General features: G+C 62.8%; 19 protein-coding genes. 14 read left to right on the top strand and 5 right to left on the bottom strand.

Annotated elements, in window-relative coordinates:
- The first annotated feature begins 51 nt into the window (after window positions 1-51).
- Both ACW9UO_RS03080 and thpR read left to right on the top strand, forming a co-directional pair.
- Window positions 52-987: an AraC family transcriptional regulator gene (locus tag ACW9UO_RS03080; RefSeq protein WP_457087522.1), complete on the top strand. Its 936-nt coding sequence runs from the start codon at window positions 52-54 to the stop codon at window positions 985-987.
- A gap of 7 nt (window positions 988-994) precedes the next feature.
- Window positions 995-1,567, top strand: a complete 573-nt coding sequence (gene thpR, locus ACW9UO_RS03085; protein ID WP_457087523.1) for an RNA 2',3'-cyclic phosphodiesterase — start codon at window positions 995-997, stop codon at window positions 1,565-1,567.
- A gap of 61 nt (window positions 1,568-1,628) precedes the next feature.
- Here the strand turns inward: thpR and ACW9UO_RS03090 are convergent, their stop codons facing one another.
- Window positions 1,629-2,225: a lytic transglycosylase domain-containing protein gene (locus tag ACW9UO_RS03090; protein WP_457087524.1), complete on the bottom strand. Its 597-nt coding sequence runs from the start codon at window positions 2,223-2,225 to the stop codon at window positions 1,629-1,631.
- A gap of 168 nt (window positions 2,226-2,393) precedes the next feature.
- Between ACW9UO_RS03090 and ssb the strand changes: the two genes are divergently transcribed.
- Complete coding sequence (ssb, locus tag ACW9UO_RS03095) at window positions 2,394-2,942, top strand: single-stranded DNA-binding protein (protein ID WP_457087525.1); 549 nt, start codon at window positions 2,394-2,396, stop codon at window positions 2,940-2,942.
- 78 nt (window positions 2,943-3,020) lie between these two features.
- Here ssb and ACW9UO_RS03100 read toward each other — a convergent pair whose 3' ends face one another.
- Window positions 3,021-3,431, bottom strand: a complete 411-nt coding sequence (locus ACW9UO_RS03100; protein ID WP_457087526.1) for a SufE family protein — start codon at window positions 3,429-3,431, stop codon at window positions 3,021-3,023.
- Window positions 3,432-3,550: 119 nt separating this feature from the next.
- Here ACW9UO_RS03100 and ACW9UO_RS03105 point away from each other — a divergent pair, with 119 nt between their 5' ends.
- From ACW9UO_RS03105 to ACW9UO_RS03120, 4 genes are all read left to right on the top strand, one after another.
- Complete coding sequence (locus ACW9UO_RS03105; RefSeq protein WP_457087527.1) at window positions 3,551-4,063, top strand: hypothetical protein; 513 nt, start codon at window positions 3,551-3,553, stop codon at window positions 4,061-4,063.
- 195 nt (window positions 4,064-4,258) lie between these two features.
- Window positions 4,259-7,120: a molybdopterin oxidoreductase family protein gene (locus ACW9UO_RS03110; protein ID WP_457087528.1), complete on the top strand. Its 2,862-nt coding sequence runs from the start codon at window positions 4,259-4,261 to the stop codon at window positions 7,118-7,120.
- 220 nt (window positions 7,121-7,340) lie between these two features.
- On the top strand, window positions 7,341-8,081 hold the full coding sequence (locus tag ACW9UO_RS03115) for a 4Fe-4S dicluster domain-containing protein (protein WP_457087529.1): 741 nt from the start codon (window positions 7,341-7,343) through the stop codon (window positions 8,079-8,081).
- 11 nt (window positions 8,082-8,092) lie between these two features.
- Window positions 8,093-9,028 carry a dimethyl sulfoxide reductase anchor subunit family protein gene (locus ACW9UO_RS03120; protein WP_457087530.1) on the top strand — a complete coding sequence of 312 codons (936 nt, stop codon included), beginning with the start codon at window positions 8,093-8,095 and terminating at the stop codon, window positions 9,026-9,028.
- A gap of 5 nt (window positions 9,029-9,033) precedes the next feature.
- Here ACW9UO_RS03120 and ACW9UO_RS03125 read toward each other — a convergent pair whose 3' ends face one another.
- Window positions 9,034-10,080: a pyridoxal-phosphate dependent enzyme gene (locus ACW9UO_RS03125; RefSeq protein ID WP_457087531.1), complete on the bottom strand. Its 1,047-nt coding sequence runs from the start codon at window positions 10,078-10,080 to the stop codon at window positions 9,034-9,036.
- Between the two features lie 112 nt (window positions 10,081-10,192).
- On the opposite strand from ACW9UO_RS03125, the gene ACW9UO_RS03130 reads away from it, so the two are divergent.
- Both ACW9UO_RS03130 and ACW9UO_RS03135 read left to right on the top strand, forming a co-directional pair.
- Window positions 10,193-11,356, top strand: coding sequence for a M24 family metallopeptidase (locus tag ACW9UO_RS03130; protein WP_457087532.1), 1,164 nt, complete (start codon window positions 10,193-10,195; stop codon window positions 11,354-11,356).
- Between the two features lie 200 nt (window positions 11,357-11,556).
- Window positions 11,557-11,790 carry a hypothetical protein gene (locus ACW9UO_RS03135; RefSeq protein ID WP_457087533.1) on the top strand — a complete coding sequence of 78 codons (234 nt, stop codon included), beginning with the start codon at window positions 11,557-11,559 and terminating at the stop codon, window positions 11,788-11,790.
- Window positions 11,791-11,819: 29 nt separating this feature from the next.
- Here the strand turns inward: ACW9UO_RS03135 and ACW9UO_RS03140 are convergent, their stop codons facing one another.
- Window positions 11,820-12,473, bottom strand: a complete 654-nt coding sequence (locus ACW9UO_RS03140; RefSeq protein ID WP_457087534.1) for a L,D-transpeptidase — start codon at window positions 12,471-12,473, stop codon at window positions 11,820-11,822.
- 178 nt (window positions 12,474-12,651) lie between these two features.
- Window positions 12,652-13,821, bottom strand: coding sequence for a pyridoxal phosphate-dependent aminotransferase (locus tag ACW9UO_RS03145; protein WP_457087535.1), 1,170 nt, complete (start codon window positions 13,819-13,821; stop codon window positions 12,652-12,654).
- A 160-nt stretch (window positions 13,822-13,981) separates the two neighbouring features.
- Here ACW9UO_RS03145 and ACW9UO_RS03150 point away from each other — a divergent pair, with 160 nt between their 5' ends.
- From ACW9UO_RS03150 to ACW9UO_RS03170, 5 genes are all read left to right on the top strand, one after another.
- Window positions 13,982-14,848: a transketolase gene (locus ACW9UO_RS03150; RefSeq protein WP_457087536.1), complete on the top strand. Its 867-nt coding sequence runs from the start codon at window positions 13,982-13,984 to the stop codon at window positions 14,846-14,848.
- A complete protein-coding gene (locus ACW9UO_RS03155) occupies window positions 14,845-15,876 on the top strand; it encodes a transketolase family protein (protein ID WP_457087537.1) in 1,032 nt (343 codons plus the stop codon). Before ACW9UO_RS03150 ends, ACW9UO_RS03155 begins: the two co-directional genes overlap by 4 nt.
- A gap of 21 nt (window positions 15,877-15,897) precedes the next feature.
- Window positions 15,898-16,653, top strand: coding sequence for an SDR family NAD(P)-dependent oxidoreductase (locus ACW9UO_RS03160; protein ID WP_457087538.1), 756 nt, complete (start codon window positions 15,898-15,900; stop codon window positions 16,651-16,653).
- 158 nt (window positions 16,654-16,811) lie between these two features.
- The gene (locus tag ACW9UO_RS03165; RefSeq protein WP_457087539.1) at window positions 16,812-17,963 is read left to right on the top strand and encodes a CaiB/BaiF CoA transferase family protein; all 1,152 of its coding nucleotides are present in this window, start codon (window positions 16,812-16,814) and stop codon (window positions 17,961-17,963) included.
- Between the two features lie 103 nt (window positions 17,964-18,066).
- Window positions 18,067-20,118, top strand: a complete 2,052-nt coding sequence (locus ACW9UO_RS03170) for an ASKHA domain-containing protein (protein WP_457087540.1) — start codon at window positions 18,067-18,069, stop codon at window positions 20,116-20,118.
- Window positions 20,119-20,222 lie beyond the last annotated feature (104 nt).

Here is a 20,222-nt window from a genome sequence, read left to right on the forward strand (position 1 = left end):
TCGCTTGTGTGCGCGCCGTCAGGGCATTTGTCCCGAAAGGACCGGTAAGACGTGACTGTGCATCAGGCCGAAACGCCCACGCCTGAAAAGGCGGACACGCTGCCGCTGCGGGTGGTGACGCTGGCGCAATTGTCGGCGGGTGGCGCGTGGCAGATGGCGTTGCCCCATGCCCGCACCGATCATTTGTTGGTCTGGATCACTCGCGGTCAGGGCCGCGCGATGATCCGTGGGTTGCGCCGGGGTCTTGGCACCAACAATGTGCTGTATCTGCCGCCCGGCGCGCAATTTGCGCTGGAACTCGGCTCGCAATGTTTCGGGCAGGCGATTGTGATTGAGGATGGCAACCATCCGCTGTTGCCCACCTCTTCGCAGCATTTGCGCATTCGCGATGTCACCGCGCAGGGCGAATTGTCCAGCATTGTCGAGATGTTACAGCGCGAAGTCTCGACCGTGCGCCCGCTTCAGGCCGAGGCGCTGCTGGCCAAGTTCAACCTCGCCGCCGTTTGGCTGCGCCGTCAGATGCTGGCGATGCATGACGAGGGCGACAAGGTTTCACCCGCGTTGCAGGGCCGCGAAACGGCGGGGCAAAGGCTGTCGCGTCGGTTTGCCGATCTGCTGGAAGAGAACTTTCGCAGCGGGCGCAATATGGCCGATTATGCCGAGATGCTTGACGTGACGCCGACCCATCTGACGCGGGTGTGCCGCGAGAATGCCGGGCTGACCGCCGCTGATATGATCACCCAACGGGTGCTGCATGAGGCGCGGCTGTTGCTCGCACAGCCGACCCCGCCGGTGCAGAACGTCGCCAGCCACCTTGGCTTTGGCTCGGCGGCCTATTTCACCCGGTTTATTCAGCAGCACACCGGCCAAGCGCCCACGGCCCTGCGCCGAGACGCCCAGCCCGAAACCAAGCCGAAAACCCCGCCCTCTGGCCCGGCAGGCCCGGCAGGTCGCCCCATGTTCCGCCATAGCGGCGGCATGAGCTGACCCGCGCATGCGGCTGTTTGTTGCCCTGCCCCTGCCCGAGCCGCTGTGCGATGACTTGGGCGATCTCCAGACCGGGTTGCACGTCGGGCGCCTTGTGCCGCTGGACCAGATGCATGTCACGCTGGCGTTCTTTGCCGAGGTCACAGAGCAGCAGCTCGACGATCTTGACGCAGTGCTCGGCGATCTCGACATCTGGCCGTTTGATGTGGACTTCGTTGGTCTTGACTTGTTTGGCGGCACCAAGCCCCGGCTGCTGGCGGCGATGATCCGCCCCACGCCCGAGCTTGACCACCTGCACCGCGCTGTCCAAAGCGCCGCCCGCGCCGCTGGGCTTGCCCCGCATCGGCAGAAGTTCCGCCCGCATGTCACCCTCGCAAGGTTCGGCAACAGGCCCCATCCCGGCGTGCACGGTGCGGTGCAAGAGGTGCTGTCAGACAAGGCCGGTGCTAAGATTGCCGGGTTTACTGCCGAGAGCGTCGTGCTGACCCGGTCGACCCTTGGCGGCGGCGCGCCTATTTACGAAGATCTGGCGCAATACCCGTTTCACCCGCTGCCGCCGGACGAATGGCAGGACGGGTGAGCCGACAGTATAACGGTATGTTTAGAGCCGCTTATAGGGCCTCAGCCGCGCGCCACAGCTCTCAGCTGCCCCAAATCACCTTGACGTAATTCTTGGTCTCTTTGTAGGGCGGCACCCCACCGTATTTCTTCACAGCACCCGGCCCGGCGTTGTAAGCGGCCAAAGCCAACCGCCACGACCCAAAGGTTTTATACTGCTGTTTGAGGTACTTCGCGCCGCCTTCGAGGTTCTGCGCCGGGTCCTTGCGGTTCACCCCCAACACCCGCGCTGTGCCCGGCATCAACTGCGCCAGACCATAAGCCCCTTTGTGGCTCTCGGCATTCGGGTTCCAGCCGCTTTCCTGCTGCACGAGGCGCAGAAACAGATCCTCGGGCACGCCATGCCGACGCGCGGCATCCCGCGCCATGCCGGAAAAGATGCCTTTGTATTTGCCGGTGTAGCGCTTGGTCGGGGCGGCCTGTTCGTCCCATTTCGTCGGGGTGATCACCTTGGGCGGCTGCAACCGCACCGAACTTTTGTACTGCTGCGAGGCGCGGCGATCCAGAATACCGGTCTGGGATTTGAACAACAGCGCCCGCCCCTTGGACGATACCGTTTCGGCCTGAAGCCCCGCTGGCAGCAAAGCCACACTTAAAACCACGCCCAAAAGCCTGCGCATACACACTGTCCCCGTCTTATTTTGCGGAAATATACTGAATTCTCGGGATTCGGAAAGACTGGGGCCGTTTCCGAGTTTTTCACTGCGACAAGCTGAGGTAGGGTCGGCCGGACGTCGCCGCCGGATTCGATCTGCGGCGCAAACAGAATATGACAATCGGGGAGCATCATGGCCGGGTCAGTCAACAAAGTTATTCTCATCGGAAACCTCGGGCGCGATCCCGAAGTGCGCGCGTTCCAGAACGGCGGCAAGGTGTGCAACCTGCGCATCGCCACCTCGGAAAACTGGAAGGATCGCAACACCGGTGAGCGCAAGGAGCGCACGGAATGGCACTCCGTCGCAATCTTCAGCGAAGGCCTCGTGCGCGTGGCAGAGCAGTTTTTGCGTAAAGGCTCAAAGGTTTACATCGAAGGCCAGTTGCAAACACGCAAGTGGCAAGACCAGTCGGGCAACGATCGCTATTCCACCGAAGTCGTGCTGCAGGGCTTTGGCAGCACGCTGACCATGCTTGACGGTCGCGATGGCGGCGGCAGCGGTGGTGGCGGCCAAGGCGGTGGCGGATATGGTGGCGGCGGTGGCGGTGACAGCTACGGCGGCGGCTATGGCAACGACCCGCAGGATCAGGGCTATGGCGGCGGTGGCGGCCAAGGTGGCGGCGGCGGCCAAGGTGGCGGAAAACCGCCGAGCCGCGACATCGACGACGAAATCCCGTTTTGATCCAACATCGGCCCGCCCTCGCGCGCGGGCCGAATTTTCAAAAATTCGGTGAAAATCCATAATGGATTTTCGCCCCTCTCAATTGGACGCGGTTGCCCGTTCGCGGATGCGCTCCACCATGGCACGCACCCCGTTTGAGCGCTGCGCTGACAGGTGGTCGTTCAACCCCAGCCGCGCCAGTTCCGCTCCGGCATCGACCGCAGGCACCTCGGCCACCGGCACGCCGTTATACAGCGCCCGCAGCACCGCGATCAGACCGCGCACGATCATCGCATCACTGTCGCCGTCAAACTGAAATCCATCCGTGGCGGGCCGAATGTGCAGCCAGACCTGACTGGCGCAACCGTCCACCTTGGTGGCCGGCACCTTTAGCGCGTCATCAAGCGGGGCCATGTCGCGGCCCTTGTCGATCACATAGCGATACCGGTCTTCCCAATCTTCGAGGAACTCGAAATCCTCGACAATCTCTTCAAATGCAGCGCTGGCCATAACCCCTCCGATGCAACTTCCCCTCACCTATGCAGCCAAATGCCAAAGGTCCAGCCGCAATTGCTTTTCAACGCTGCACCAATGCGCTAACCCGGAGAAAAGTCAAAGGGAGTGGCCCCATGCGCAAACTGGTTCTGGCATCACTGGTGGTGACAACGTCGCTGGCGGGCTGTGCAACCGTGCGCGACTCGCGCGTCAATCCGTTCAACTGGTTCGGGGGCAGCGATGCAGCCGCCGCCGACGTCACCCCCAACACCGACACCGTCAACACCCTGATCCCCGAGCGCCGGTCGTTCTTTGATCGTGCTCCCGCGCCGCCCTATCCCGGCACGCTGGTGCAACAGGTGACCGAGCTGAACGCCCGTCAGGTGCCCGGCGGGGCCGTGGTCGAAGTCACCGGCATCTTCCGCTCGGTGGCAAGCTTCGATGTTCGGCTGATCGAAGTGCCGTCGGACAATGAGGCCACCCTGTCGTATGAGATGCGCGCCATCCAACCGCAGGCGGGTGAAGGCCAGGGCACGCCCCGCGTCCGCACCGTGACGGCCGCGATCCGGCTGACCGATCAACAGCTTGCCGGGATCACCACAATCCGCGTCACGTCGCAGGGCAACACCCGCACCACAACGCGCTAACCCCCGCCAAAACCGAAAGGGTTCGCGCATCTTCGGGATGCGCGCTGTTGCTGATTGCGCATGGTGGCCCGCCGCACCGCGGCCTTCAAAAGAAAATCCATCCATTTCGCCACGTAAGCGCGGGAATTCTTTCCTCCCGCCAAGGTTTTATGCAAACGTCCTCCTTGAATCGCAGTGAAGTCAGGACAGACCGGCATGACAGGCAGCCCCAAGATCGCGACGAATACGCCGGTTGGCGACGAGATGAAGCAGACCACCTGTTACATGTGCGCCTGCCGCTGCGGCATCAACGTGCATCTTAAGACCGGGGCCGATGGCAAACAGAAGGTGCGCTATATCGAGGGCAACCGAGACCATCCGGTCAACAAGGGCGTGCTCTGCGGCAAAGGCAGCGCCGGAATTATGCAGCATTATTCCCCCGCCCGTCTGCGCAATCCGATGAAGCGGGTTGGCCCGCGCGGCTCAGGCCAGTTCGAGGAAATCTCGTGGGACGAAGCTTTGACGCTGGCCACCGATTGGCTTGGCACCGTGCGCAAGACCGATCCGAAGAAACTGGCATTCTTCACCGGACGCGATCAAAGCCAGAGCCTTACTGGTTGGTGGGCGATGCAATACGGCACGCCGAATTTCGCCGCGCATGGCGGGTTTTGCTCGGTCAATATGGCGGCGGGCGGCCTGTATACCTTTGGCGGTGCCTTTTGGGAATTTGGCGATCCCGATTGGGATTTGACCAAGTATTTCATGCTGTTCGGTGTGGCCGAGGATCATGCCTCCAACCCGATCAAGATCGGTATCGGCAAGCTGAAAGACCGCGGGGCCAAGGTTGTCTCGGTCAACCCCGTGCGCACCGGCTATAACGCGGTGGCCGATGAATGGGTCGGCATTCGCCCCGGCACTGATGGGCTGTTTGTCGGCGCGCTGATCCACGAATTGTTCCGCACCCAGCAGATCGATCTCGACTACCTCGTGCGCTACACCAACGCGCCGTGGCTGGTGATCCAAGACCCCGGTGGCGCCGATGACGGGCTGTTTGCCCGCGATGACAAGGGCAATCCGATGGTCTGGGACAAGGCCGCCGAGGGCTTTGGCAATGGCAAATCCGCCGACATCCAGCCCGCCCTGACCGGCGCGCGCACCCTGCCCGATGGTCGTTCTGCGCGCCCGGTGTTTGAGCTGATGGCCGAGCGCTACTTGGACGACGACTACACCCCCGAAGCTGTGGCCGACCGCACCGGCGTGCCCGCCGACCAGATGCGCAAGATCGCCGCCGAACTGGCACATGTGGCGTTCAAAGAAGAGATCGTGCTCGATCAGCCTTGGACCGATTGGGCCGGGCGCAAACATGACAAGATGATCGGGCGACCGATCTCGATGCATGCGATGCGCGGGATTTCCGCCCATTCCAACGGGTTTCAGACCTGCCGGATGATTCACATCCTGCAAATCCTGCTGGGCTCGATCGATTGCCCTGGCGGCTTTCGCTATAAACCGCCCTACCCCAAACAAACCCCGCCCAACCTTTTGCCCCACGGCGCTGCCGGATCGATCAAGCCGGAAATGCCGCTGGGTGGCCCGCATTTGGGCTTTCCGCATGGGCCCGAGCACCTCTTGCTCGACGACGCAGGCAACCCGACGCGGCTCGACAAAGGTTTTAGCTGGGATGCGCCGATTTCGGCCCATGGGCTGATGCATATGGTGATCAACAACGCCGCCACCAAAGACCCCTACGGCATCGACGTGCTGTTCATGTATATGGCGAATATGGCGTGGAATTCCTCGATGAATGTCGGCGGCACGCTTGATGCGCTGACCGCCAAGGATGACAACGGCGACTATAAAATCCCCAAGATCATCTATTCCGACGCGTATTACTCCGAAACCGTGCCTTTCGCCGATCTGATCCTGCCCGACACCACCTATCTTGAACGGTACGACTGCATTTCCCTGCTGGATCGCCCGATTTCCGAGCCCGAATTGGTGGCCGATGCGATCCGCCATCCGGTGGTCAAACCCGATCGCAATGTGCGCGGCTTTCAGGAGGTGCTGATCGACCTTGGCGCGCGGCTGAAATTGCCGGGATTTGTCAACGAAGATGGTGGCGCGAAATACCCCGGCGGCTATGCGGATTACATCGTTAACCACCAGCGCAAACCGGGCATCGGGCCTTTGGCGGGCTGGCGCGGAGAAGACGGTGATCAGGCTTGCGTTGGCGCGTCAAACCCGGACCAGCTTAACAAATACATCGAAAACGGCGCCTTCTTTGGGCTGAAGCTCGACCCGAGCCATGCCTATTTCCGCCATGCCAACAAAGGCTATCTGGATTGGGGCATCGAAAAGGGCATTCGCCTGTCGCCGGAGCCGACGATCTTTCAGCTTTATTCCGAACCGATGCAGAAATTCCGGCTCGCGGCGCTTGGCCATGGTGAGCGGCAACCGCCCGAGCGGGCGCGCGAAAGAGTGCGCGACCACTTTGATCCGCTGCCGTTCTGGTATCCGCCATTTGAGGAGCAGATGGTCGACGGCTTCCCGCTGCACGCGATCACCCAGCGGCCGATGCATATGTACCATTCCTGGGGCTCGCAGAACGCTTGGCTGCGCCAGATCACCGCGCAGAACCGGCTCTATGTGCATACCTCGGTCGGGGCCGAGCATGGGCTGGTGGATGACGATTGGGTGTGGCTCTCGTCGCACCTTGGTCGGGTGAAATGCCAGATCCGGTTGATGGACGGGGTCAATCCGCACACGGTGTGGACCTGGAACGCCATCGGCAAACGGCGCGGGGCCTGGGGGTTGGATGACGATGCGCCCGAGATGAAAGACGGCTTCCTGCTCAACCACCTGATCTCGGAATTGCTGCCCAAGGGCGGCGGTGGCTATCGCTATTCCAATTCGGATCCGCTGACCGGTCAGGCGGCTTGGTTTGACCTGCGGGTGAGGATCGAAAAGGCCGACAGCGCCGGCACTGAACCGCTGTTCGAACCCTTGGGCAACGCCAGCCAGCCAGACAGCCCCGACACGCTTGCCTTTGGCGCAGAATGGAAAGAGCCGGCGCAATGACTGTTGCACACACGGACCAAAGGCGCGCAGGCGTCATGCCCGACCTCGGGGGGGCCGCTCAACTAAGCGCCTCCGTGGTTTCGCAGACCATGACGCGCCGCGTGTGGAGCGTCTGCCGGGAAAATGCCCTCCCGGGGGGGAGGTCGGGCATGGCGCATGCGCGCCGCGCGCACGCGTCGGCACCTGATGCGAACCATTTGCCCAACCCGGAGCCGCGCCGATGACCGATCTGCCCGAAAGCACCGACAAAAGCCTTGGCCTTGTCATCGACCTTGATAAATGTGTCGGCTGCCATGCCTGTGTAACTTCTTGTAAAGAATGGAACACCGGCGGTTATTCCGCGCCGCTCACCGATTACGACCCCTACGGCGGCGATCCCGACGGGGCCTTCCTTAACCGGGTGCACAGCTATGAAATCGCCAACGATCATTTCACCGGCACCGTCCATTTTCCGCGCTCTTGCCTGCATTGCGAGACGCCCGCCTGCGTGACGGTCTGCCCCACTGGCGCGAGTTACAAGCGCGAGGAAGACGGCATCGTTCTGGTCAATCCCGACACCTGCATCGGCTGCAAGCTGTGTTCCTGGGCCTGCCCTTATGGCGCGCGCGAGTATGACCATGACGATGGGGTGATGAAGAAATGCACGCTTTGCGTCGATAGGATTTACAACGAAACCATCCCCGAAGAAGACCGCGTACCGGCCTGCGTCAAGGCCTGCCCCACCGGCGCGCGGGCCTTTGGCGATCTGGGCGATCCTGACAGCGCAGTGTCGCAGAACGTGGCGGACCGGGGCGGTTTCAACCTGCTCGATGAGTTCGGCTATAAGCCGGTGAACAAGTACCTGCCGCCGCGCAAGGGCAGCGACCGGGCACCCGAGATCGCTGCTGCGCCGGCGGCTGTGTCCACCGGCTCTGCCATCGAGAAACTTTTCGCCTGGGCTGACCAGGCGCTTAGCCGCTAGGGGCCTTTGACATGCATCCTGCCTATTCGGTCATCTTGTTCACCACCGCCTCGGGCGCGGGTTATGGCCTGCTGTTCTGGCTCAGCCTTGCGCATGTTTTCGGGCGCTTTCCCGTCGCGGGCTGGGATTTCTTTGCCGCGATCTTTATCGCTTTGGCGCTGATTACCCTTGGTCTTCTTGCCTCGACCTTCCACCTGGGCCACCCCGAACGCGCCTGGCGGGCGTTTTCGCAATGGCGCTCGTCGTGGCTGTCGCGCGAAGGCGTGGCGGCGGTGGCAACCTACGCGCCCGCCGGGCTTTTGGCGCTGTTGTCACTGCTGGGCGTCGAGAGCTGGCTATCCCTTCCGCTGGCCCTGCTGAGCGCGATTGGGGCCGTGGTCACAGTCTATTGCACCGGCATGATCTATGCGTCGCTGCGCACCATCCGCGAGTGGAATTCTCCCGCCGTGCCGCAAATCTATCTTGCGCTTGCGGCGGCCACCGGGGCGATGCTGTTTGCCATGCTTTCCTCGTTCAACAGCGGCAATCTGCGGGTGGCCGGCGCTGTGGCGTTGATCAGTCTCGCTGTCGCCGCCGTGCTCAAGATCCGCCACTGGAAGGCGACCGACGCCGACCAGGGCCAGTATACCGTCGATATGGCGCTTGGCCTCGACGGGGTGCAACGCCAGCTCGAGCCGCCGCACGCCCGCCCCAACTATGTGATGCGCGAAATGGGCTATGACGTGGCGCGCAAACACGCCGCGCAGCTGCGCAAATCGGTGCTGATCTGGGGCTTTGGCGTGCCGGGGCTGATCTTGGCTTTCGTGGTGTTGACCGGCGGACTTGGCCCGATTCTGATGCCCATCGCGGTGATGTTCGCCGCCATTGGCATCGTGACCGAACGCTGGCTGTTCTTTGCCGAAGCCTCGCATGTCTCCATGCTCTACTACGGTGAGAAACGCGCCTAAGCGGTCTAGGCTGGCCCTTCCGAGATGATCACCAGCGGGCGGGCGTCCTGTGCGCCCACCTTGCACCAGCCGCCATAGCCCGCGGCCCCCGAGGGCGTCGAGGCCAACCCCAAGGCGGCCACCGCCGCAGCCGCGGCCTCGCCTTCCGCCTCGCTCAGCGTCACATAGCGCACACCCGCGCGTTCCAGCGCAGCCCAGGCCACAATCGACGGTTCCTTGCAATCGAGCCGCCCCATGCGGGATTCGGGCCCATCGGCGCGCACAGGTTTTCCGGCGCGGTGGCTGGCCTGCAAACAGGCGGCGGCCTCGGGCTCAACCACGATCAACGCGGGCTGCTCGGCCCAGTTGTGGCGGATCATATAGGCCATCGCCGCTGCCAGCCCGCCAACGCCGGCCTGCAAATACACATGGCTGGGCCAATCCCCCGAGGCTTCAAACGCCTCGCGCAGCTCTTCGGCAATGACGCAATAGCCCTCCATCACCCACATCGGCCGCTCGGTATACCCCGGCCAAGTGCCATCAGCGAGCAGCACCGCGCCGCTGGTCGTGGCGTCGGCAATCGCGGCGGCAACGCTGTCGTCATAGACATCGCCCGACCGCACCACCTCGGCCCCAAGCGCGCGCAGCCGGTCGGCAAAGCCTTCGGGCACGGTACGGGCGAGATGGATGCGGGCCTGTGCCCCCATGTTGCGCGCACCGGCGGCGACACCCATACCGTGGTTGCCCGCACTGGCGCAGACAAAGGTGTGACTGGCGGCAAAGGCGCGCAGATCAGGATCGTTTAACCGTGCCAGATCAATGACCTCTCCGGTGGTGTCCTGCCAGCCCTTGGCAATGATCCGGGCCACGGCATAGGGCGCGCCGAGCGCTTTGAACGCGCCCAGGCCCATGCGTCCGGTTTCATCTTTGGCCCAAACCGTTGCGCCCTCCGGCGTGGTCAGCTCATGCAAAGGCGAGGCTGTATAGCTGTCCTGCGTACGGAAAAACGCCACGGCGCGGGCAAAGTCGGGGGTGAACTCGGGGATAATCTTGGGGCTGTCTGTCTGTGGCATGCCGCACCTTGCGCAATGGTCGATGGCTTGCATTCTGACCGGGTTCGGCGGCAAGATCGAGAGGGATAAACGCATATCTCACGCAGCCGCCCCACGGACCAAAGGACAGATCATGAGCACCCCGCAACGCGGCTTTGACACGGCGGAATTCGCGGCCCGCACCGCGCGCGCACAGGCCGAAATGGCGCGCAATGGCTTGGCGGGGCTGTTGCTCACCACCGAACCCGATGTGCGCTATTTCACCGGGTTTCACACCCTGTTCTGGCAAAGCCCCACCCGGCCATGGTTTCTGTTTGTCCCGCCCGAGGGCAAGCCGATTGCAGTGATCCCCGAGATTGGCGCCGACCTGATGCGCCGCACCTGGATCGACGATATCCGCACCTGGAGCGCCCCCGCGCCGCAGGACGACGGCATCACCTTGTTGACCGAACTGCTGGCGCCACTGGCGCAAAACGGCGCGCGCCTTGGCCTGATGAAAGGCCACGAGACCCATTTGCGGATGCCCTTGGGCGATTACGAGCGGCTGCTGGCCGGGTTGGACGGGCTGAAAACTGCGGATTGCACCGGGCTGATCCGCGGGCTGCGGATGGTGAAATCCGAGGCCGAGATTGCCAAGCTCGCCCATATCTGTGCCATCGGGTCGCGCAGCTTTGCCAATGTGCCCGAGATGGCGCAAGCGGGCCTGCCGCTTGAGGATCTGTTTCGCGCCTTTCGCCGCGAGGCGCTGGCGCAGGGGGCGGATGACATGCCCTATCTGGTGGGCGGTGCCGATGCCGGGGGCTATCACGACGTGATCTCGCCGCCGTCGCATCGCCCGCTGGCGCAGGGCGATATCCTGATGCTCGACACCGGCGCGACATGGGATGGCTATTTCTGCGATTTCGACAGGAATTTTGCGATTGGCACGCCGGATGATGCCTCGCGCCGCGCCTATGACGTGCTGTGGCGCGCCACCGAGGCTGGCCTTGCCGCTGCCGTTCCCGGTGCGACCTGTGCCGATCTGTTTCACGCCATGCGCGCGGTGATTGCCGAGATCGACGATCAGGGCGGCGATGTCGGGCGGCTTGGACATGGGCTGGGGATGCAGCTAACGGAATGGCCGTCGCATGCGGCTTGGGACAACACGGAACTGTGCGAAAACATGGTGTTGACGCTCGAACCTTCGCTGAGCTACGGCGATGGGCGGATCATGGTGCATGAGGAAAACATCGTTGTGCGGCCCGAGGGGGCCCGCCTGTTGACCACCCGCGCCGCGCCGGACTTGCCGGTGATCTGAGCCTTGCTCGCCCGCCCTAACCATAGGTAAACGCATCAACCCTTGCGTGCGGCGGGTGCGCCTATTTGGTGACGCCGGCGCGTCAACCGTTGCGGTGATATTGCGACAGCCCGCCGAGGGGTGCAAAACTAAACGCCGAAGAAGCCTTTGCAAGGGGATGCAAATTGAAGATTTCCACAAAACTAACTGTGATTCCAGTGATGCTGCTGGGTTTGGCCGCCTGTGAGCCGGTCGCCGGAACGCCGGTCAGTTCGCCAGTGATGTCGCTGCCCGACAGCGTCACCTCGATTGCCGCGCCCAACCAAGACCTCGGCTCTGCCCGGATCGCTGCGGACGGCTGCTATTGGTATCGCCATGTCGGCCCGGTGGAAACCACGCTGCTTCCCCTGCGCACCAGCGGTGGCAACCGGATCTGCACCCAGTCAGCCACCTGAAGTTTATCACCGCGAGGCCAGCCCGCCGCTCAGCTTTGAGCGGTGGTATGGCCGGTGGTGGGATACAGATACGCGGTCACGCCGGTTTCGACCTGATCGTAAAGCGCATTGATATGCGGCATCACCATGCGCACACAGCCCGAGCTGGCGCGCGTGCCAATCGACCGTGGTGCCGGTGTGCCGTGAATGCGCAGATAGGTGTCGCGGTTGCCGACATAAAGATACAGCGCCCGCGATCCCAATGCATTGCTCGGACCCGGAGGCATGCCATCGGCCCAACGCGCGTAATTCTGCGGCTCGCGTTTGATCATCGCCGGGGTCGGCGTCCAGCGCGGCCATTTGGTCTTGCGTTTGATGGTATAGGTGCCCGGCTCGTACAGCCCGTCCCGGCCAATCGCCACGCCATAGCGCATCGCGGTGCCGTCGTCCTGAATGTGATAGAGATAGCGCGCAACGGCATCGACGTGAATGTCGCCCGGCGTCAGCCCCTCATTCGCCTTGACCCGCACCGGTAGCAGCCGGGGATGCAGATCCCAGGGATTGGTTGTCCCAAGGTCGAAATCCGCAGGCGTCACCTGCGCATCCCAAGCGTCATATTTGTTGGTCTGTGCCACAAGCGGGCTGGCAAGGGACGATGCAGAGAACGCAGCAGCGGTTCCGATGAAATGTCTTCGTGTTAGCATACCGGGGCCTTTCAACTTACAAACGCGGGGCAGAACCGCGCAAATTATCAACCATTACGATAACGTCCTGGCGTGCCAGAGGACATAGGTTTTTCGCCGCACCCTGCAAGTGAAGCGGCGATGAAACGCGATTGTGACCGGCTGTGCGCGGATTTCAGGCCGAACCTTCCCGTAACTGTCAGAGAATCTTTCGAATTCGGTCAATCGCCGCCACGATGTTTTCCTGCGAATTGGCGTAGGAAAAGCGGATATACCCCTCGCCCATCGCGCCGAATGAGGTGCCCGCCACGGTGGCCACGCCAGCCTCATCCAGAAAGCGGTTTTGCGCCTCCATCGCGCTCATCCCCGTGCCTTCGATATTGGGAAAGGCATAAAACGCACCGCCCGGATCAGAGCAACGCACGCCCGGCAGGCTGTTGAGCGCCTCAACGATGACCTGACGGCGGGTGTCAAACTGCGCCACCATATCGCGCACCGCGTCCTGCGGCCCGGTCAGCGCTGCCAAACCGGCGTATTGTGCCGACGCGTTGACGCAGGAATGGTCGTTAATGCAAAGCCGCGTGACATGGTCCACCGCCGCATCCGGCCAGACCGCAAAGCCCAGCCGCCAGCCGGTCATCGCATAGGTCTTGGACCAGCCGTCGAGCACGATCAGCCGGTCGCGGATCTCGGGGTATTGCAGCAGCGAGACATGCTCTTGCCCGTGGTAGAGCATCTGGCTGTAAATCTCGTCCGACAACAGCGCCACATGCGGATGGTCCATCAAGCCTTTGACCAGCTTATCAATTTCCGCGCGGGGGGTGATGCCGCCGGTGGGGTTGGCGGGCGAGTTGATGATGATCAGCCGGGTCTTGTCGGTGATCTGGCCCAGCACCTCTTCGGCGGAAAAGGCATAGCCGTTCTCTTCGCGCAGGCGGATCGGCACCGGGGTCGCACCGGAATATTTGATCACCGACTCGTAGATTGGAAAGCCGGGGTTGGGATACATGATCTCGGTCCCCGGCTGGCCAAACATCAGCACCGCAAAGAACATCGTCGGCTTGCCGCCGGGCACCACCACCACATTGTCGGGGTTCACCTCAACCCCGTGGCGGGAGTTGAGATCGGCGGCCACCGCTTCGCGCAGCACCGGCAGGCCGTTGGCGGGGGTATAGCCGTGATGACCATCGCGCAGCGCCTTGATCCCGGCCTCGACGATATGCTCCGGCGTCTGAAAATCCGGCTGGCCAATGCCGAGGTTGATGATGTCCTTGCCCTGCTGTGCCAGCTTTTGCGCCCGCGCCAGCACCATAAAGGCGCTTTCCGTTCCCAGCCGGGACAGGCTGTCGGCAAAGATCATCTCAGACATCGGTTTCCTCCGCAATTTCCGCATGTTGGACCGGGTGTATCCCAGTTTCGGCGGAATGTGTTGTTAAGTTTTTCTAACAAGGTTTTGCATATTTCGTACAATCCAAACCCGTTGGCGGATGGTACACCCAAGCCAAGGGAATGGAAAACGGGAGAACGCGATGAAAGTGACAGGCAATCACGCAGGCAGTGACGGCACCCTGTCCAACGTATCGTTGGAGATGCGCGCCTGGAACATCCGGCGCAAGGCGCTGTTGATGGGCGAGGTGCAGGGACAGGGCTATATCGGACAGGCGCTTGGCGTGGCGGATGTGCTGGCGACCTCGTATTTCCACGCGCTCGAGTACCGCCCAGAAGACCCCGAATGGGAGGGGCGCGACCGGTTTTACCTGTCGATCGGCCACTATGCCATCGCGCTTTATGCCGCGCTGATGGAGGCTGGCGTGCTGCCCGAAGAGGAACTGGGCACCTATGGCATGGACGACAGCCGGATGCCGATGTCGGGCATGGCGTCGTATACACCGGGGATGGAGATCACCGGCGGCTCCTTGGGCCAAGGTCTTGGCATCGCGGTTGGCGCGGCGCTGGGGCTGAAACGCAAAGGCAATCCGGCGTTTGTCTACAACCTGATGTCAGACGGCGAATTGGGCGAAGGCTCGACTTGGGAAGCGGTGATGTCGGGGGTGCAATGGAAGCTTGATAACCTGATCTGCATCGTCGATTTCAACAACCAGCAGGCCGATGGCCCCAGCCGCGCGGCCCTTGCCGACGGCGCGCAGGCCCCGAAATGGGAAGCCTTTGGCTGGCACGCGCAAGAGGTCGACGGCAACAACATGGATGCGCTGGTGGCGGCGTTTGACGGTGCCCGCGCGCTGCGCGACACGCGGCCAAGGGTGATCATCTGCAACACCAAGATGTGCAAAGGCGTCGATTTTCTCGAGGCCCGCGAGATCAACCATTTCGTGCGGGTGGACGCGGATGAGTGGTCTAAGGCGCTGGACAAGCTGGAAGAAGGGAAACCGCAATGACGCTGGCCTCGATGAAACGCAAATACGAGCCGCGCCAGGCGCCTGCGGGCAAAGTGGCAACCTCGGCGATGATCGCCTCGCTGTCGGCAGAAGGCTATGACACCGAAGCCGCCCCTTTTGGCCACGCGCTGGTGCAAGCGGCCAGGAAAGACGACCGGATCGTTGGCATGTCGGCGGACCTGTCGAAATACACCGATCTGCATGTCTTTGCCAACGCCATGCCGGAGCGGTTTTACCAGATGGGTATGGCCGAACAATTGCTGATGTCGGCGGCGGCGGGCATGGCGCGCGAAGGCTTTATCCCCTTTGCCACCACCTATGCCGTCTTTGCCTCGCGCCGCGCCTATGATTTTATCGCGATGGCGATTGCCGAGGAAAATCTGCCGGTGAAAGTGGTCTGCGCCCTGCCCGGCCTGACCACCGGCTATGGCCCCTCGCACCAAGCCACCGAGGATTTGGCGATCTTTCGCGGGCTGCCCGGCATGGTGGTGATTGACCCCTGCGACGCCTGCGATATCGCCGGAATGGTGCCCGAGATGCTGGCGCATGACGGCCCGGTGTATGCCCGCCTGCTGCGCGGTCAGGTGCCCAGCGTGCTGACCCGGCACAAGCCCGACTACACGTTCCAGCTTGGCAACGCGCAAACCATCCGCGAGGGCCGCGATGTGCTGGTGATCTCGTCAGGCATCATGACGATGCGGGCGCTGGACGCCGCCGAAGACCTTGCGCGCGACAACATCGACGTCAGCGTGCTGCATGTGCCCACCATCAAGCCGCTGGACGTGGCCACCATCGTTGCCGAGGCCAAACGCGGCGGGCGGCTGGTGGTGACGGCGGAAAACCACACGGTCAATGGCGGTCTGGGTGAGGCGGTGGCGAAAGAGCTGCTGCTGGCCGGGGTCGCGCCCAAGTTTCGGATGATCGCCCTGCCGGATGCCTTTCTTGAGGCCGGAGCGCTTCCCACCCTGCATGACATGTACGGCCTGTCACAGGCCCGCGTCGCCGAACAGATCAAAAGCTGGCTTTAGGCCATTGAAGGAACACAGAAAATGCGACTACTCGACGGAAAATGCGCCATCATCACCGGCGGTGCCAGCCCACGGGGGCTGGGTATGGCGACCGCACGGCTGTTTGCCGACCATGGCGCGCGGATTGCGATCCTTGATCTGAACGCCGATCAGGCGGCCAAGGCGGCGCTTGATCTGCCCGGCTCGGGCCATGTTGGCCTGCCCTGCGACGTGACCAACCGCAAAGCCTGCGACGAGGCGGCGCAGATCGTTTCCGAGATGTTCGGCCAGATCGATATTCTGGTGAACAACGCGGGCATCACCCAGCCGCTCAAGCTGATGGACATCACGCCCGAGAACTACGAGGCGGTCACGGATGTCTCTCTGCGCGGCACGCTTTACATGAGCCAGGCGGTGATCCCCACGATGCGGGCGCAGAAATCTGGCAGCATCGTCAATATGTCGTCGGTTTCGGCCCAACGCGGCGGCGGCATCTTTGGCGGGCCGCACTACTCGGCGGCCAAGGCCGGCGTTCTGGGGCTGACCAAGGCGATGGCGCGCGAGTTGGCCCCCGACGGGGTGCGCGCCAACGCAATCTGCCCCGGCTTCATCGCCACCGACATCACCGCAGGCAAGCTCACGCCCGAGATGCGCGCGCAAGTTTTGGCGGGCATCCCGATGGGCCGGGCTGGCGAAGCTTCGGATGTGGCGGGCTGTGCGCTGTTTCTGGCCTCCGCGCTCTCGGCCTATTGCACCGGCACCGAGGTTGATGTGAACGGCGGGTCGCTGATCCACTGACCGCGCACACCCGCGCGATATACTGCCCGCCTTTGCATCCGCGAAGGCGGGTTTTTTGAGCAATTGCGCTCTGCCTCCGAACTGCCCCTTGTGCCCGGCGGGCAAATCACCCTCATATCCCAGCGACCCCTACATTTCGCCTCATACGGGAATCGCCCATGCCCAATCCGCTCGCCAATGTGACCATCCTTGATCTGACCCATGTGTTGGCCGGGCCGTTCGCCACGATGACACTGGCCGATCTTGGCGCGCGGGTGATCAAGGTCGAGCGGCCCCGGACCGGCGATGACACCCGCGCCTTTCCGCCCTTCAAGGATGGCAAAAGCGCGTATTTCTCGGCGATCAACCACTCGAAGAAAAGCATCGCGCTTGATCTGAAATCTGAGGCGGACCGTGCGGTGTTTGACCGGCTGCTCGACAAGGCCGACGTGATTGTCGAAAACTTCCGCCCCGGCGTGATGGAGCGGCTCGGCTATGGCTGGGCGGCACTGCACGCGGCGCGGCCCCGGCTGATTTATGGCGCGGTTTCGGGCTTTGGCCACACCGGGCCGGATGCCAAGCGCCCGGCCTATGACATGGTGGCACAGGCGCGCGGCGGCGTGATGTCGATCACCGGCGAGAAAGACCGCGATCCGGTGCGCGTGGGGGCCTCGATCGGCGATATTGTGGCGGGAATGTATCTGACCCAAGGCGTGCTCGCCGCGCTTTATGATCGCGAAACCACAGGGTTAGGACGCAAAATTGATGTGTCGATGCTCGACAGCCAGCTTGCCATTCTGGAACATGCAATTGCCATCACCAGCGCCACCGGCACCCCGCCGGGACGCACCGGCGCGCGCCATCCCTCGATCACCCCGTTCGAGACCTTCCACGCCTCGGACGGGCTGTTCGTGATCGCGGCGGGCAATGATGCGCTGTTTGAAAAGCTTTGCGTCTGCCTCGACCTGCCGATTGCCGACGATCCGCGCTTTGCCACTAACCCCGCGCGTTGCAAGCATGCCCGCCTTCTCAAGCGGTTGATCGAGGCTGTTACGCTGGAAAACACCGCCGCCTATTGGATTGCCAAGCTGAGCGCGGCAGGCATTCCCACCAGCCCGATCCAGGACGTGGCACAGGCGTTGAAAGACCCGCAAATTCAGGCGCGCAAGATGGTGGTCGACGTGCTCGACCGCAACGGCCGCCATGCGTTTACCGCAGCGGGCAACCCGGTCAAACTGTCGGGGATGGAGGACCGAACAACCCGGCCCCCGGCCCCGGATCTTGATGGAAATCGCGGCGAAATCCTGCGCTGGCTCGAAGAGCGCGGCTGACACCAGACGCCTTGCCGTTTCGCGGATCCATCTTGCCGTTTGCAGGCCTTTCCCTTTGGCGTTCCCACCCTATGATCGCGCCAAACGCGTGAAAGAGAATCCCATGGCCCAACAAGACCCGCTTGTCGTTTTCACCCCCTCTGGCAAACGCGGCCGGTTTCCGGTCGGCACCCCGATCCTGACCGCCGCACGCCAGCTTGGCGTCGATCTCGACTCCGTCTGTGGCGGGCGCGGCATCTGTTCCAAATGCCAGATCACGCCGGGCGTTGGTGAGTTTTCCAAACACGGCGTCACCGTCGCCGCCGATGCGCTGTCGGAGTGGAACGCTGTCGAGGCGCGCTATGACGAAAAGCGCGGGTTGAAACCGGGGCGGCGTCTGGGCTGTCAGGCGGCGGTGCAATCGGATGTGGTGATCGACGTGCCACCCGAAAGCCAGGTACACAAACAGGTGGTGCGCAAGGCCGCCAGCGCCCGTGTGATTGTGATGGATCCGGCGACGCGGCTGTTCTTTGTCGAGGTTGAAGAGCCCGACATGCACGTCCCGACCGGTGATTTTGAACGGCTGGCCCGCGCGCTTGAAAAGCAATGGGATATCAAAGGGCTTCGCGCCGACCTTAGCCTGATGGTTAAACTTCAAAAGGTGCTGCGCAAAGGCAAATGGAGCGTGACCGTGGCCCTGCACCGCGATCACCGCGCCGAGAAATCCACCGTGGTCGATATCTGGCCGGGGCTGCATGAGGCAGGGCTTTACGGGCTGGCGATTGACCTTGGCTCCACCACCATCGCCGCACATCTGACCGATCTTGAAACCGGCGAGGTCAAGGCCTCGTCTGGTATCATGAACCCGCAGATCCGCTTTGGCGAAGACCTGATGAGCCGGGTGTCTTATGCGATGATGAACCCCGGTGGCGAGGCCGAGATGACAGCGACGGTGCGCGAGGCGCTCAACACGCTGTTCGCCGAGATTGCCAAGGAGGCCGGGATCGATCCGTTGCTGATTGTCGAAACGGTGTTTGTCTGCAATCCGGTGATGCACCACCTGCTGTTGGGGATCGATCCGGTCGAACTGGGGCAAGCGCCCTTTGCGCTCGCCACCTCAGAGTCGCAGCGTATCAACGCGCGCGATCTGGACCTGAGCGCCATCAATCCGCGCGCCAAGACCTATATCCTGCCCTGTATCGCCGGCCATGTCGGCGCGGATGCGGCGGCGGTGGCTTTGTCGGAAGAGCCGGGCAAATCCAAGGACTTGGCGCTTATGGTGGATGTTGGCACCAACGCCGAAATCCTCTTGGGTGACACCTCTCGCGTGCTTGCCTGTTCCTCGCCCACCGGCCCCGCATTTGAGGGCGCGCAAATCTCGTCAGGCCAGCGTGCTGCCCCCGGTGCCATCGAGGCGATCCGCATTGATCCGGCAACCAAGGAGCCTCGGTTCCGGGTGATCGGCTGCGATCTGTGGTCGGATGAGGACGGCTTTACCGAGGCCACGGCGGCCACCGGCATCACCGGAATCTGCGGCTCGGGCATCATCGAAGCGGTGGCCGAAATGCGGCTGGCCGGTCTGGTGGACCCCTCCGGCCTGATTGGCGGAGCAGACAAGACCGGCACCGCCCGGTCGATCCCCGAAGGGCGCACCCACGCCTATCTTATCCATGATGCCAGCGCCGAGGGCGGCCCGCGCATCACCGTGACCCAAGGCGACATTCGCGCAATTCAGCTCGCGAAATCAGCGCTTTATGCCGGGGCGCGATTGTTGATGGACACCCGCGGCGTGGATAAAGTGGACCGCGTTGTGCTCGCCGGGGCGTTTGGCGCGCATATTTCGCCGTTGCACGCGATGGTGCTGGGGATGATTCCCGATGTGCCATTGGACAAGGTGACAAGTGCGGGCAACGCCGCTGGCACTGGCGCGCGCATTGCGCTGTGTAATGTCGCCGCGCGGGCCGAGATTGAGGCCACGGTGCGCCAGATCACCAAGGTCGAAACCGCGATTGAGCCGAAGTTTCAGGAGCATTTCGTCAACGCCAACGCCATCCCCCATGCCACCGATCCGTTCCCCGAACTGCTCAAGCTGGTGACGCTGCCGGATGTCAGCTTTAACAGTGGCGGCGGCGATGAAGGCGACGGTGGGCGCAGACGGCGCAGGCGGCGGGGTTAATCTTTCAGCGGTTGTGCGCGGGCGGGATAGCCTGCGCACGCAACGCTACGACCGTGACCGACGCCCAAGCTAGAGTATCTCAGCTACGACGCGGGCCTCAGATG

This window comes from Marinovum sedimenti (assembly GCF_054052205.1).